Here is a 14,058-nt window from a genome sequence, read left to right on the forward strand (position 1 = left end):
AATGGGTTAAGATGACGGCATTTTAACGAAAATAGCCAAAAAAATGTATCTTATTGAAGTTTTTTTCCGACATCGTTCATCTGACGATTCTCTGACTAAAGTGCCTTTGATGAATAAAGTAATCGACCAATGGCGTTATAACGGACAGATTATCGGTCGCGAAATTCCCGTCTTTCCGGCGGAACAGGACACCCAAACCGGCTTGGCGGCGCGCGTGATTTGCCCCGAACAATCCAGTTTATTGCCGGAAAACAATAACGTTGAAGTGAATAACGCTTTGGCGCAGGCGGAAAAGTGCGGTCTGTTTTTAGACAGTTTTCAGATTATCGGCGAAGATCTGAATTCCGATATCACTTTTACATCGGACAAGCCGCAATGGCAAGTGCTCTACACCACTTATCTGCAGGTCTGTTCGCCTTTACATAGCGGCGATCGGCTGGCGCCGATTCCGTTGTATAAACAGCTGAAAGCACTCCCGCATCTGAGCATGGATGTGATCAAATGGCAGGAAAACTGGCAGGCCTGCGATCAGCTGCAAATGAACGGCGCCGTATTGGAACAGCAGGCGCTGGCGGAAATTTCCGAAACCGGCGGCAATCTGTTTAAACACGGTTATTATTTAGCGCAGGAAATCGAACGGCACACCGGCATTCCGACGTTTTATTATCTTTATCGCGTCGGCGGCGAAAGCGCAGCCGCCGAGCTTGCCCGCCGTTGCCCGCTTTGCGGCGGGAACTGGCGGTTAACCGCGCCGCTTTTTGACCTTTTTGCATTTAAATGCGATGATTGTCGCCTTGTTTCGAATTTCTCCTGGAATTGGCAAAATGAATTATGATGACCACAGTCTGAGCGGCTTAAAGCTCGGGCAAAAAACGGAATATAAAGCAAAATACGACCGCACTTTACTGCAACCGGTGCCGCGCCGTCTAAATCGGGACGGCTTGGGCATCAGCGCGCGGCAGCCTTTTAATCAGGGAGCGGATATTTGGACCGCCTACGAAATTTCCTGGCTGAATCCGAAAGGCTTGCCGCAGGTTGCCATTGCGGATGTGGAAATTGATTTTCGTTCGGAAAATTTGGTGGAATCGAAAAGTTTTAAATTGTATTTAAACAGCTTTAACCAAACGAAATTCGCGTCTATGGCTGAAGTTCAGAACGTTATGCAGCGGGATTTGCAGGATTGCGCCCGAGGCGAAGTAAAAGTGCGGTTAAATTTTTTAACGTTTTACGCCAATCAGCCGATTCACGAACTCGCGGGCGAAGTGATTGACAATCAGGACATTGAAATTTCGGATTACGGCTTTAACGCCGATTTGTTAGCGGATTGCACCAATAACGTGCAAGCGGAAGAAACTCTCGTCAGTCATTTGCTGAAATCCAACTGTCTGATTACCGGTCAGCCCGATTGGGGAAGCGTGCGGATTCATTATATCGGCAAACAAATTGATCGCGAAAAACTGCTGCGTTATATTGTGTCATTCCGTCAGCACAATGAATTTCACGAGCAATGCGTTGAACGTATTTTCTGTGACATTATGCGCTATGCCAAGCCCGAAAAATTAACCGTATATGCGCGCTATACCCGTCGCGGCGGATTAGACATCAATCCGTTCCGATCCAATTTTGAACCCGTGCCGGACAATTTTCGTCTGGCGAGACAATAATTATGAGCAACATTTACTATATTAATCCGAAAGGCAGTATGGATCAGCTTTCCCATCTGGAAGTGCGTCAGTTGACGCGTCAGGCTGAATCTTCCCTTTATCAACTTTATCGCAACTGTTCGCTGGCGGTACTCAATTCCGGCGCCGCCACCGACGACAGCCGCGCTTTATTAAACAAATACCAGAATTTTGATATTCATCTTGTCGCTAAAGAACGCGGTGTCAGTCTGGAACTGCATAATCCGCCGGAAACCGCTTTCGTCGACGACACGATGATTCGCAATATCCAATACAATCTGTTTGCGGTTTTGCGCGATATTTTGTTTGTCAATGCGATGATGCAACGTTTCGGGTTGCACAAATATCAAGACAGCGAAAGCATCACCAATCAAGTGTTCAGCATTTTGCGCAACGCCAACGCCTTAAATATCGACAAAGAACCGAATCTTGTGGTTTGCTGGGGCGGCCATTCCATCAGCGAAGTGGAATACCAATACAGCCGCGCAGTGGGATTGGAACTCGGTTTGCGCGAACTTAACATTATTACCGGTTGCGGCACGGGCGTGATGGAAGCGCCGATGAAAGGCGCGGCAATCGGTCATGCCAACCAACGCGTCAAAAACAGTCGTTTTATCGGCGTAACGGAACCTTCAATTATCGCTTCCGAACCGCCGAATCCGATTGTAAACGAATTAATTATTATGCCCGATATCGAAAAACGTCTCGAAGCCTTTGTGCGTATGGGACACGGTATTGTCATTTTTGCAGGCGGTCCCGGCACTTTTGAAGAATTTATGTTTATTCTCGGTATTAAACTAAATCCCGCCAATAAAGCGCAGCAGCTCCCGCTGATTCTGACCGGTCCGAAGGAAACTGCCGACTATTTTGCCGCCATCGATCAGTTCGTGGCGGAAACCTTAGGCGAAGAAGCGCAAAAACTGTATACCGTGATTATTGACGATCCCGTCACCGTGGCACGCCATATGCAAAAAGCCATGCGCGATGTCCGTCATCAGCGGTACGCGGATAACGACAGCTATTGCTTCAATTGGTCGTTGAAAATCGATTACGCTTTCCAGCAGCCTTTTGTACCGACTCATGAAAATATGGCGAATTTAAATCTTCATTTAAACCAAAGTGCGGTAGATTTGGCGGCCAATTTACGTTGCGCCTTTTCCGGCATTGTGGCGGGCAATATTAAAGCCGATACGCAGGATCAAATTGAAAAATTCGGAAAATTTCAACTGCACGGCGCACCCGAATTGATGAAAAAAATGGATAAACTACTGGAAAGTTTCGTTAAGCAACACCGAATGAAATTGCCGACCGGCGACGCTTACGTGCCATGTTATGAAATTCATCAAAAATAAAAAGAAAAAAGGAAGTATGCATGAAAAAAATTGAACAACTTTTTGCCAACAACCACAGCTGGGCGTTGCGCATGAAAGAAGAGAATTCCGATTATTTCCGCGAACTCGCCGAACATCAAACGCCGCATTATTTGTGGATTGGCTGTTCCGACAGCCGCGTACCGGCGGAAAAACTCACCAATCTGGAACCGGGCGAATTGTTCGTACACCGCAATGTGGCCAACCAGGTGATTCATACGGATTTGAACTGCCTGTCCGTGGTGCAATATGCCGTCGACGTGCTGGATATTGAACACATCATCATTTGCGGTCACACCAACTGCGGCGGGATTCATGCCGCCATGACCAACAAAGATCTGGGCTTAATCAACAACTGGTTGTTGCACATTCGCGATATTTGGTTCAAACACAGCAGTTTACTGGGAAATTTATCGCCGGAAAAACGGGCGGATATGATGACAAAATTGAACGTTGCCGAACAGGTTTACAACCTGGGGCGCGCCTCCATTATTCAGGATGCCTGGAAACGCGGGAAAAAACTGTCCTTACACGGTTGGGTTTACGATGTAAAAGACGGTTATCTGATTGACCAAGGCGTATTGGCGACCAGCCGGGAAAGCCTTGAAATTTCATACCGCAACGCCATTGCCCGCCTGCAAACTATGCCGGAAGAGGAAATTTTAAAACGGGATGTCAACGCTCCCGAATAATGAGAAAATCGTCAAAAAAACGCCCGCACTTTTACCTCAAGTGCGGGCGTTTTTTTCGTTGTTTTTTAGAAAATGGCGACTGCCAAACCCACAACAATCGCCAATGCAAGAATCGACATCATAATGCCGTAGCCTAAATCGCTCATGTTACGCTCCTAAAATTGCCATAAGTTTCGGCATTCTAACAGCAAGCAACACATTTGCCTACTCTATTTTGCAGCAAACGGCAAATTCGCAGAAAAAACTTAATCTCGGGCCGGCTGTAAAGAATGAAAGAAAATGGTTAACGCCAGTAAATCCGCGCTTCCGCCCGGGCTTAAGTTTCGTTCGATGCAATCGGAGTCAAATGCCGTCAGCGCGTCATAAAGTGCGGTCGGATTTTGATGAGTTTTTTGCGCTTCCAGCAGCGCGCGGGCACGCTGTTGAACGAAAGTTAATCCCGCTATTCCGCCCCGATGCACCACGTTGGTATCCTGATTTTCCGCCATCAAAGTTAACAGCATGATTAATAATTGATTGTCAAAGGATTCCGTTTGATTGGATGTCAACACAGTAAAATTTCGCCGAACGATTGCAAAGCCGCTCTCCGCTTCGCCGCGCGCGCCGGTTAAACCGAATTCGCGATACAGTTTCACGCCGGCGGTTTCCGCCAAATGAGCGGGATAATGCGCCAGTTCCGCCGTCAGACCTTGGGTGAAAGCGGACACCAAACGACAAATGCGTTCTACCGAGGCTTCGTCATGATTGGCGTATATTCTGCCGATTGCCGTACAAACCAGGCCAAAAGCAAAAATCGCGCCTTTGTGAGTATTCACGCCGGCTGTCGCCCGGAACATCGCTTTTTCCGCTTCCAGCCCTAAAGGACGAATACCCGTCAAAACCTCGGATTCGGGCAACTTGGCGCTCGCCATTCCGGCCAGCACAAATCGGGCAAAAAAAGGACGTAAAGCCGTCGCACTTTGTTCAAAAGTGTGCAAATTCATATCTTTGTGAGCGCCGTTGGTTAGGCTGTCCACCAAGCCGGGTTTGGGCGAAAGACGGGCTTCGCGCACCAATGCGCGATAAACACCGTCGGCAATTTGTTCGGCAAAATAAGCGGTCTGCACACGCCGTTGCATTTCCGCGTAAATTTCCTCGAAACCGTGCTTACGGGAACGGGCGCAGGCCTTGGCGTCGTCGCTGCAAATCAAACAAGGGCGCGGCGGAAAATCGAACTCTGTGCGGCTGAGCAAGCGTCCGTCGGCGGCAATCACATCAATATCCCATAAACGGGCCAAAGGCGAGCCGTCTTCCAGTCGCACTGTCGCCCGTTTCAATAAGGGCGCGTCCACCGGTAACACAAATAACGCTTCGTGACCGGTTGGCAACGGTCGGATAAAGGATTCGGTGGGCCGAACGTTTAATTCGGTAAAAAGTGCGGTCAAATTTTGCAACGCTTTTTCAAAGGCGTAATCCAGCAATTCGTTTTTCTTCACGCCGCCGACGGCGAGCAAGGTTAAAGAAAGCACGGTCCGGCGATATTTTTCCAGACATTGTTGTTGCAACGATGCACGCGCTTCTCGGGCGGCTAAAAGCTGATCAAGGGCAATTTCTTGCCCTTGCAATGAAAATGTTTTGAAAAATCTGCTGAACATTTTATAAGAATACGATAAATCAAATAAGCGCGGTTTCCGAGACGATAATACCGTCTTCATCGCTGTAAACAAAATGTGAAGGCGTAAAGCTCAGGTTTCCGAAAGTCACCGTCACATCCACGTTTCCGGTCCCCTTTTTAGCGGATTTTTTAGGGTTAGAACCTAAGGCTTTTATACCGAAATTCATGTTATTGATGGCGACCGAATCTCGAATCATACCGAAAATAATCACGCCCGCCCAGCCGTTTTCCATGGCGATTCTGGCAATGTTATCGCCCATCAGCGCGCAATCTTTCGCGCCTTTGCCGTCTACCACAAGCACTTCGCCGTTTCCCGGCTGACTCACCAGTCGGCGTAATAAAACGTTGTCTAAATAACAGGAAACGGTACGAATTCTGCCGTAGAATTTTTTGCATAATCCGTATTGTTTGAAATCGACGGTGCAGGATGCGACATCGGGATAAGCATCACAAAGATCCGCCGTTTGAAAATCTTTCATCATACCTCCGCGACTAAATAAAAAAGGATGACACAAGATCATCTTGTGCCATCACAACATCATGCAAAAATTATTCTTTCACCTGATATACGGTATCAATCACCGAACCGTCGCGATAACGTACAATCGCAACAGGTTTATCGGTAAATTCGATATCTTTCGGTTTACCCGTGATGCTGTAAGCGCGGGCGCAAAGTTCTTCAATGGTGAACAGTTTGATGCCTGCCGCCGTTAACGCTTCGATTAAATCCGGGCGTTTCGGGTTAACCGCCGTACCGTGATCCGTAACCAAAATATCGATATTTTCACCCGGTGTCACGCAGGTCAGTACATTTTCAACCACTGTCGGAATACGGCCGCGAACCAACGGCGCAACAATGATTGCCACTTGCGCGGAAGCCGCCGTATCGCAGTGACCGCCCGACGCGCCGCGAATCACGCCGTCGGAACCGGTTAATACGTTTACGTTGAATTTGGTATCGATTTCCAATGCGGAAAGAATTACCACGTCTAAACGTTCGACGGACGCGCCTTTAGAACTGAAATTGGCGTATTGATTCGCAGAAACTTCAATATGATTCGGGTTACGGGCTAAAGATTCCGCCGCGTCTTTATCAAAGGATTGTACATCGATTAATTTTTTGATTAATCCGGCTTCGTGTAACGCCACCATGCTGGAAGTAATACCGCCCAGAGCAAAGCTGGCGGTGATATTTTCACGACGCATTTTATCTTCCAGGAAACGGGTTACCGCCAGTGATGCGCCGCCGGTACCGGTTTGTAACGAGAAGCCGTCTTTGAAGTAGCCGGAATTGAAGATCACTTCCGCACATTTGCGGGCAATTAATAATTCGCGAGGGTTAGTCGTCATACGGGTTGCACCGCCACCGATTTTTTTCGGATCGCCCACCGCATCAACCTGAACGATCAGGTCGACTTTATCCTGACCGATACTGATTGGATTTAACGGATATTCGCCGAATTCTTCGGTTAATAATACCACTTTATCCGCGTATTCCGCGTCGGTACGGGCATACCCCAATGAACCGCAGATACTTTTACCGGTGAAGCCGTTCGCATTACCGAATTTATCGCACATCGGTACGCCAAGGAAGGCTACGTCAATATGTAATTCGCCGGATTTCACCAGATGTACGCGACCGCCGTGAGAGTGAATATTAACGGGTTCTTTTAAGATCCCTTTAGAAATTTCATCCGCCAATTTACCGCGAATACCGGACGAATAGATTTTGGTGACCACGCCGTTTTTAATGTGTTCGATAATCGGAAAATGGCTGTCGATTAATGAGCTTGATGCCAAGGTTAAATTTTTAAAGCCCATTTCGGCGATTTTATCCATCACCATGTTTACCACAAAATCACCGGCACGGAATGCATGATGGAATGAAACGGTCATGCCGTCTTTTAGACCCGAACGACGGATTGCGTCTTCCAGGGAATCGCAGATTTTACGATCTTTTTCGGTACGAGCGAGAGATTCTGATTTTGGCACGGCCCGATAAACAGGTTTACCGCCGTTAAATTTTTCGATACGTTGTTCTCTGGTTGTCATAGTGATTATCTCCCTTACTCTTCACGAATACCATGTTTAGCACGTTCAAGCACTAATTCCGCGCGATCAATAATCGGCGCATCGATCATTTTACCGTTCAATGAAACGACGCCTAAACCGTTACGTTTCGCCTCTTCCGCCGCATCAATAATTTTTTGCGCTTGCTCTACATCTTTTTGTGTCGGTGCAAATAAATTGTGAAGTAATTCGATTTGGCGAGGATTCACTAAAGATTTACCGTCAAAACCTAATTGCTTGATTAACGCCGCTTCCGCTAAGAAACCTTCTTCGTTGTTGGCGTTAGAATAAACCGTATCGAACGCCTGGATACCGGCTGCGCGCGCGGCCTGAAGAATTGAACAACGAGCAAATAACAATTCGATACCTTCCGGTGAACGTTCGGTTTTTAAATTACGAACATAGTCTTCCGCACCTAATGCAATACCGATTAAACGTTTTGACGCCGTAGCGATTTGGTTTGCCTGAGTAATACCTAACGGAGATTCGATTGCCGCTAACATTTTGGTTGAACCCACTTCACGACCGCATGCTTTTTCAATTTCGGTAATTGCCGCGTCCATATCCGCAACGTCTTTAGCGGTTTCGGTTTTCGGCATACGCACCACATCAACACCGGCGCGGACAACAGCATTTAAATCGGCTAAACCGAATTCGGAATCCAACGGATTTACGCGCACCACGCATTCGATATCCTGATAAAGCGGATGACGTAACGCATGGGCAACTAACATACGGGCCGAATCTTTTTCTTTTAATGCCACGGCATCTTCTAAGTCAAACATGATTGAGTCAGGACGATAAATAAAGGTATTACTGATCATTGCCGCATTTGAACCGGGAACAAACAGCATACTTCTTCTCAATTTCATTTTAATTGGTTGACTCATAGCACTTTCTCCCAGTTAATCGGTTCATCGGTTGCGCGTAACAACGCCGCTTTCAAACGCGCGCGCAATACGCAGTCTAACGCACCTTTGTCTTCAACGACAATTTGTGCGGCAGTCACATCAAGCTGTTTCAGCACATCTTTCAATGTCGCAATAATATCATCGCCGAATTGTTTGCCTACAGAACTATTCAGCTCAATTTCAATTGTACTTGCAGGTGCAACACGCACTTGCGCATCACTGGATTCCAGTGTGCCGGCTACTGCTGTCTTGGTTATTTGCATAATACATTCCTTACTTGTATACATGTTTAAATGACTTCAATCATTATAATCAGGTAAAATTATTTTGGGTAATCAAAAAGCGTTATGTTTGATGTAAATCAATAAATAAATGAATCATTATTTCGGCTTTTATTTTTACAAATTTAACAACGGCTTTTATAATAGCCGAAAGCTCAAAGGAGAACATTATGGCAACTATTAAGGACGTCGCAAAATTAGCCGGCGTATCCACCACAACCGTGTCTCACGTCATTAACGACACACGCCATGTGGCGGAAGAAACCAAAAAAATCGTCTTAAACGCAATCGAACAGTTACATTATTCGCCAAGTGCCGTGGCGCGCAGTTTGAAAGTGAACACGACAAAATCCATCGGTATGATCGTCACCACCAGCGAAGCCCCGTATTTTGCGGAAATCATTCACGCAGTAGAAGATCACTGCTATCGCCAAGGATATTCTCTGTTTTTGTGCAATACCCAAAACAATCCCGAAAAAATTAAAAATCACCTGGAAATGTTGGTAAAAAAACGCGTGGACGGCATTTTAGTGATGTGCTCCGAATACACGGCGGACAGCCTGGATTTAATGAAATCGTTCAGTGATTTGCCGATGGTAGTAATGGACTGGGGTCCGGTGAATCCGAACACCGATCGGATTTTAGATAACAGTTTTGAAGGCGGTTATTTAGCCGGTAAACATTTAGTGGATAACGGGCACAAAGAGATCGCTTATCTCAGCGCAGAACTGAAAAAAACCACGGCGCGGAAGCGTTACGAAGGCTTTTTAAAAGCATTGCATGAAGCCGGACTGGAAATGAATCCCGATTGGTTGCTGGAAGGATCTTTCGAACCTGAAGACGGTTACGAATGTATGAACCGCTTGCTGGCGCAAACGCACCGCCCTAGCGCGATTTTCTGCTGTAACGACGTAATGGCGTTAGGCGCCATTTCCGCCATTACGGAAAAAGGTTTCCGCGTGCCCGAAGATTTTTCTATTATCGGTTATGATAACGTGCATATTTCCCGTTTCAGCGCCCCGCCGTTAACCACGATTCATCAATCCAAAGCCCGCTTGGGCGAACGGGCGTTACAATTATTGTTCGAGCGCATTCAGGATAAATCCTCCAAACGCGAAACCATTGAAATTCATCCCGAATTGGTCATTCGCAAATCAGTGAAAAATTTAAACCAAAACTAACAAAAAACCTATCCGCCGGATAGGTTTTCTTTTGCTGCATGACGATGCCAATCAATGTAACTGACGCGCAATTTTTTCCAGTAATTTCACCGTTAGAAACGCCAGATTAAACCGCTGCTCATCCGCCACCGACCAAAATTCGATGCCGTTTTCCACCGCACTTAAGTTACCCAAATGCAATTTTACCGTTTCTTCATCGCTTTCCGTTTCGCCGTTGAGCACCGGCGTTATCACCCGTTCTTCCACTTGAATGAAGTCGTTATGTTGCCATTGATTCAATAATTGCGACGTTTCCAGTTCATAATCCGAAAGCGCCGTCACTTTTTGCGCCATCCCGTAAAATACCGGCGTTTGAATACTGTGGAATGTCACATTCAGCGCCGGAAAAATTTTCTGAAATTGTGCCGTTAAATTGCCCGCACTTTTCGGGAACACATCAAACGCCAGGCGTTGTTCGTTTTCATCCAACGGAACGCCGTTCAGCAAACGCGCGGTTTGCCCCGCCAGCCGACCGACGGTTTCGCCGTCCGTATAAGACGCCGGCAGCAAACTGGTGACTAAAACATGATTGAGCCGGTTTTCTTCGATAAAACGCGCCATGCTTAACACCAACTGACTCACCTGCGGATCCGGCATAGCCACAATATTGCGCGCCCGCAATTCCGTCAGGTCACCGTCATTCACGGAGGGAACGACCACCGGCACACCGGAAATCGCCGCGCTGACGCCTTTCATATCAATCACCACACAGCCCGCTTCCGCAGCATTTGCCATATGCGGCGCATGACCGGCGTTGCCGGCAAATAACAAATAATCGAATTTCGACCAATCCGCTTCATCCGGAGAAATCTGTTCCACCGCGCGTTGGTTAAAACGCACGCCCTGCTCTTCATTAAACGGCACGATTTCCACAACGGAAACCCGGCCGATGTCCAGTACGCTTTGCGCTAAAAATTCGGTTAATTTCTCACATAGCTCAAACTCTGCGGCAATAGCGATGTTCAATGCATTCATTTTTTGTCTCTCAGTCATAAAATCGTGGGCGTATTCTACTGATTTTTAACTCAAAAAGAAAATAACCCTTAAGCCTGATTCATTAAAAAACATAAACCGACTTTATCTCTTGTGGCGATGCTAACGGTTTGCCCTAAAAGTGCGGTAAAAAATTCGAGAGTTTTTTTACGTTATCAATACCAAATGAAAGAACTGATTTCCGCTCATGACAGAAATCAGTCCGCGAATTCATGTTTATCTTAAGAAAGCCCGCAACTTAGGCTGCGGAACCTTCTTTGGCCGCCATTTCTTTACCCGCCCAACCTTCCGGCGAATAAATACCCAATTTGTTTTTGCGCATTTGACGGTCAAAGAACGCCACCACAAACGGGCAAAGGAATAAAGTAATGATGGAAGCCGTCGCGCATTGCGCGGTAGCAAGCGGCACATGCGGAGCAAACGTCGGGTCGGCGTCCGCCGACTATGCCGACGCTAAACAGGCGGTCATCAAACAATGTTTAAATGTTTAATCGAATTGTTCGGCAAAGAAGGGAATAAAATCCCGGTCTTTTACGGCGGCAGCGTTAACCCGGAAAACGCGCCCGAATTATTCGTCCAACCGCATATCGACGGCTTGTTTATCGGACGCAGCGCCTGGGACGCAGAGAAATTTTATACATTAATGTCCGGTTTATTGACTGAATAAATTGGAATTTATTTAAATTACTGCGGCGAAATACTAAAGTGCGGTCAAAAAAACAATTAAAATTTCAACCGCACTTTTTATTTACTTATTTCTAGGTGTTTCTAGCCACCTTATACCTGATATAATTAGTCAGGTATTTGATTGATTAAAATATTTTATTAATCATTTCCGAATACAACAGAATTTTAACTAACCTTATTCTAAGGAGTAAACCATGGGAAAATATAAAAAACTGTGGGCGATCCTAGTCATCGTACTCACTGTAACCTTTACGATACTCGGTTATATGGGCGTTGAAGTTTATCGTCAGGCACCACCGATTCCCAAAGCTTATGTGTCTGAAACCGGCGAAACGGTGATAACGGAAAGCGATATTCTCGCCGGTCAAACCGCTTGGCAGACAACCGGTGGTATGGAAGTGGGATCTCTTTTGGGGCACGGTGCATACCAAGCGCCGGACTGGACGGCCGATTGGCTTCATCGCGAATTAACCGAATGGCTGGATATTACGGCACAAACCATGTTTCAAAAAACATATGCCGAATTAGATCCGACCGCTCAAGCCGCGTTACAGGCTGCCTTACGCGAAGAATATCGCCATCATAGCCGCGTGAATGAAGACGGCAATGTCGTATTATCCAATACCCGTTTACAGGCAATTCGTCAAACCGCTGATTATTACGATAAATTATATGGCGATGATCCATCAATGATTCCAACCCGTGAATCCTTTGCAATGAAAAACAATACACTGCCGAGTTCCGAAGCTCGTCAGAAATTATCGGATTTTTTCTTCTGGACAGCCTGGGCGGCATCCACTAGCCGGCCGAATGCGGAAGTCACTTACACTAACAATTGGCCACACGAACCCTTGATTAATAATGTACCGACGACGGAAAACATTATGTGGTCACTGATTTCTATCGTCTGCTTAATTGCCGGTATCGGATTCCTGATCTGGGGCTATTCTTTCTTTCGCAATCATAATGAGAAAGTGCCTGAAGCGCCGACAACCGATCCTCTGTTAAAATTAAATTTAACGCCGTCACAAAAAGCGTTAGGGAAATATGTCTTTCTGACTTTGGCATTATTTGTAGTCCAAGTCGGGTTAGGCGGTGTATTGGCGCATTACACGGTTGAAGGTCAAAAATTCTACGGCTTGGATATTTCTCAACTGCTCCCTTATTCCTTAATCCGAACCTGGCATATTCAATCCGCTTTGTTCTGGATTGCAACAGGTTTTTTAACTGCCGGCCTATTTCTGGCTCCGGTTATCAACGGCGGAAAAGATCCGAAATATCAGAAGTTCGGGGTAAATTTCCTGTTCTTTGCATTATTGCTCGTGGTAATCGGTTCTTACAGCGGTAACTTCTTTGCATTGAGCCACCGGATTCCTACGGAACTAAACTTCTGGTTCGGTCATCAAGGCTATGAATACTTAGACTTAGGACGTTTCTGGCAATTACTGTTATTTGTAGGTTTCCTGGTTTGGTTATGGTTGATGCTACGATGCACGCGTCATTCTTTCAAACAGAACGGTGACAAAAACTTACTTGCCATTTTTATCGCTTCAATTATCGGTGTCGGACTCTTCTACGGACCGGGGTTATTCTATGGTGAACATTCCACTATCACGATAATGGAATATTGGCGTTGGTGGGTCGTGCACTTATGGGTGGAAGGCTTCTTTGAAGTATTTGCGACCTGTGCATTAGCATTTATTTTCTACAATCTGGGATTAGTCAGCTATCATAGTGCAACCATCGCCTCATTGATGGCGGGAAGCCTGTTCCTTGTAGGCGGTATTCCTGGAACTGCACATCATTTCTATTTTTCAGGTACAACAACACCGGCATTAGCCGCCGGTGCAGTATTTTCCGCATTGGAAGTCGTGCCGTTGGTGCTTTTGGGAAATGAGGCCTATGAACATTGGTCATATCAACATAGAACCACATGGATGCAAAAATTACGTTGGCCTTTAATGTGCTTCGTTGCTGTAGCGTTCTGGAATATGTTGGGTGCCGGTGTATTCGGCTTCCTGATTAACCCACCGATTTCATTATTTTACCTGCAAGGTTTAAATACTACCGCCGTCCACGCGCATGCCGCTCTATTCGGCGTGTACGGGTTCCTGGCATTAGGTTTCGTATTACTTGTAGCGCGTTACTTAAAACCTGATTTCCAATTCAATGAGAAACTCATGAAAACAGGTTTCTGGTCAATGAATGCAGGTTTAGTACTGATGATTGCCATCAGCTTACTGCCAATCGGCTTATACCAGGTTTCCGCCAGTATCAGCGAAGGGTTATGGTATGCCCGTAGCGAGGGTTTTCTACAACAGGATTTTCTCCAGACATTGCGCTGGTTACGCACGATCGGTGATTTAATCCTGATCTTTGGCGCCGTATTATTTGCCTATGAAGTAACGCGATTAACGTTCAGTCATAAAAAATAACCACAATAAAATATTCAGAATATGCCAATATAAGGTAAAAAAAGCCATCTTTTCACAAAGACG

General features: G+C 46.3%; 13 protein-coding genes and 1 pseudogene. 7 read left to right on the forward strand and 7 right to left on the reverse strand.

What is annotated here, in order from left to right:
- Window positions 1-43: 43 nt before the first annotated feature.
- From P7M01_RS02330 to can, 4 genes are read left to right on the forward strand one after another with little or no spacing between them, the layout of a single operon-like run.
- The gene (locus P7M01_RS02330) at window positions 44-835 is read left to right on the forward strand and encodes a Zn-ribbon-containing protein (protein ID WP_317482899.1); all 792 of its coding nucleotides are present in this window, start codon (window positions 44-46) and stop codon (window positions 833-835) included.
- Window positions 825-1,664 (forward strand): NADPH-dependent 7-cyano-7-deazaguanine reductase QueF, encoded by an 840-nt coding sequence (gene queF, locus P7M01_RS02335; protein ID WP_317482900.1) that lies wholly within the window; start codon window positions 825-827, stop codon window positions 1,662-1,664. Before P7M01_RS02330 ends, queF begins: the two co-directional genes overlap by 11 nt.
- 2 nt (window positions 1,665-1,666) lie before the next feature.
- Window positions 1,667-3,034, forward strand: a complete 1,368-nt coding sequence (gene ppnN, locus P7M01_RS02340) for a nucleotide 5'-monophosphate nucleosidase PpnN (protein ID WP_317475215.1) — start codon at window positions 1,667-1,669, stop codon at window positions 3,032-3,034.
- Window positions 3,035-3,054: 20 nt separating this feature from the next.
- The gene (gene can / locus P7M01_RS02345) at window positions 3,055-3,744 is read left to right on the forward strand and encodes a carbonate dehydratase (RefSeq protein ID WP_202937667.1); all 690 of its coding nucleotides are present in this window, start codon (window positions 3,055-3,057) and stop codon (window positions 3,742-3,744) included.
- A 245-nt stretch (window positions 3,745-3,989) separates the two neighbouring features.
- Here can and citG read toward each other — a convergent pair whose 3' ends face one another.
- From citG to citD, 5 genes are all read right to left on the reverse strand, one after another.
- Window positions 3,990-5,378 (reverse strand): triphosphoribosyl-dephospho-CoA synthase CitG, encoded by a 1,389-nt coding sequence (gene citG / locus P7M01_RS02350; RefSeq protein ID WP_317482901.1) that lies wholly within the window; start codon window positions 5,376-5,378, stop codon window positions 3,990-3,992.
- Window positions 5,379-5,397: 19 nt separating this feature from the next.
- A complete protein-coding gene (gene rraA / locus P7M01_RS02355) occupies window positions 5,398-5,877 on the reverse strand; it encodes a ribonuclease E activity regulator RraA (RefSeq protein WP_317484815.1) in 480 nt (159 codons plus the stop codon).
- A gap of 70 nt (window positions 5,878-5,947) precedes the next feature.
- The gene (gene citF / locus P7M01_RS02360; protein WP_202937670.1) at window positions 5,948-7,450 is read right to left on the reverse strand and encodes a citrate lyase subunit alpha; all 1,503 of its coding nucleotides are present in this window, start codon (window positions 7,448-7,450) and stop codon (window positions 5,948-5,950) included.
- A 14-nt stretch (window positions 7,451-7,464) separates the two neighbouring features.
- Complete coding sequence (citE, locus tag P7M01_RS02365; protein ID WP_202937833.1) at window positions 7,465-8,340, reverse strand: citrate (pro-3S)-lyase subunit beta; 876 nt, start codon at window positions 8,338-8,340, stop codon at window positions 7,465-7,467.
- A gap of 14 nt (window positions 8,341-8,354) precedes the next feature.
- Complete coding sequence (citD, locus tag P7M01_RS02370; RefSeq protein ID WP_202937671.1) at window positions 8,355-8,642, reverse strand: citrate lyase acyl carrier protein; 288 nt, start codon at window positions 8,640-8,642, stop codon at window positions 8,355-8,357.
- 188 nt (window positions 8,643-8,830) lie between these two features.
- Here citD and purR point away from each other — a divergent pair, with 188 nt between their 5' ends.
- Window positions 8,831-9,841, forward strand: coding sequence for an HTH-type transcriptional repressor PurR (purR, locus tag P7M01_RS02375; protein WP_317476313.1), 1,011 nt, complete (start codon window positions 8,831-8,833; stop codon window positions 9,839-9,841).
- A 51-nt stretch (window positions 9,842-9,892) separates the two neighbouring features.
- Here purR and P7M01_RS02380 read toward each other — a convergent pair whose 3' ends face one another.
- Both P7M01_RS02380 and P7M01_RS02385 read right to left on the reverse strand, forming a co-directional pair.
- On the reverse strand, window positions 9,893-10,855 hold the full coding sequence (locus P7M01_RS02380) for an oxidoreductase (RefSeq protein ID WP_317482931.1): 963 nt from the start codon (window positions 10,853-10,855) through the stop codon (window positions 9,893-9,895).
- 256 nt (window positions 10,856-11,111) lie between these two features.
- A complete protein-coding gene (locus P7M01_RS02385; protein WP_317482902.1) occupies window positions 11,112-11,282 on the reverse strand; it encodes a hypothetical protein in 171 nt (56 codons plus the stop codon).
- Between the two features lie 22 nt (window positions 11,283-11,304).
- Between P7M01_RS02385 and P7M01_RS02390 the strand changes: the two are divergent.
- Together P7M01_RS02390 and P7M01_RS02395 are read left to right on the forward strand one after the other, a co-directional pair.
- Window positions 11,305-11,540, forward strand: a pseudogene (locus P7M01_RS02390) (triose-phosphate isomerase); the annotation flags it as partial.
- Between the two features lie 214 nt (window positions 11,541-11,754).
- Window positions 11,755-13,995, forward strand: coding sequence for a nitric-oxide reductase large subunit (locus tag P7M01_RS02395; RefSeq protein ID WP_317482903.1), 2,241 nt, complete (start codon window positions 11,755-11,757; stop codon window positions 13,993-13,995).
- The last annotated feature ends 63 nt before the right edge of the window (window positions 13,996-14,058 follow it).

Source organism: Exercitatus varius (genome assembly GCF_029577735.1).
Taxonomy (GTDB): Bacteria; Pseudomonadota; Gammaproteobacteria; order Enterobacterales; family Pasteurellaceae; genus Exercitatus; species Exercitatus varius.

What these genes read in the sequence shown, in the direction of transcription:
- citE (WP_202937833.1), bottom strand. Translation starts at nt 8,340, where the DNA reads ATGAAATTGAGAAGAAGTATGCTGTTTGTTCCCGGTTCAAATGCGGCA.
- P7M01_RS02380 (WP_317482931.1), bottom strand. Translation starts at nt 10,855, where the DNA reads ATGAATGCATTGAACATCGCTATTGCCGCAGAGTTTGAGCTATGTGAG.
- P7M01_RS02395 (WP_317482903.1), top strand. Translation starts at nt 11,755, where the DNA reads ATGGGAAAATATAAAAAACTGTGGGCGATCCTAGTCATCGTACTCACT.
- citG (WP_317482901.1), bottom strand. Translation starts at nt 5,378, where the DNA reads ATGTTCAGCAGATTTTTCAAAACATTTTCATTGCAAGGGCAAGAAATT.
- P7M01_RS02330 (WP_317482899.1), top strand. Translation starts at nt 44, where the DNA reads ATGTATCTTATTGAAGTTTTTTTCCGACATCGTTCATCTGACGATTCT.
- citF (WP_202937670.1), bottom strand. Translation starts at nt 7,450, where the DNA reads ATGACAACCAGAGAACAACGTATCGAAAAATTTAACGGCGGTAAACCT.
- ppnN (WP_317475215.1), top strand. Translation starts at nt 1,667, where the DNA reads ATGAGCAACATTTACTATATTAATCCGAAAGGCAGTATGGATCAGCTT.
- queF (WP_317482900.1), top strand. Translation starts at nt 825, where the DNA reads ATGAATTATGATGACCACAGTCTGAGCGGCTTAAAGCTCGGGCAAAAA.
- rraA (WP_317484815.1), bottom strand. Translation starts at nt 5,877, where the DNA reads ATGAAAGATTTTCAAACGGCGGATCTTTGTGATGCTTATCCCGATGTC.
- can (WP_202937667.1), top strand. Translation starts at nt 3,055, where the DNA reads ATGAAAAAAATTGAACAACTTTTTGCCAACAACCACAGCTGGGCGTTG.
- purR (WP_317476313.1), top strand. Translation starts at nt 8,831, where the DNA reads ATGGCAACTATTAAGGACGTCGCAAAATTAGCCGGCGTATCCACCACA.
- citD (WP_202937671.1), bottom strand. Translation starts at nt 8,642, where the DNA reads ATGCAAATAACCAAGACAGCAGTAGCCGGCACACTGGAATCCAGTGAT.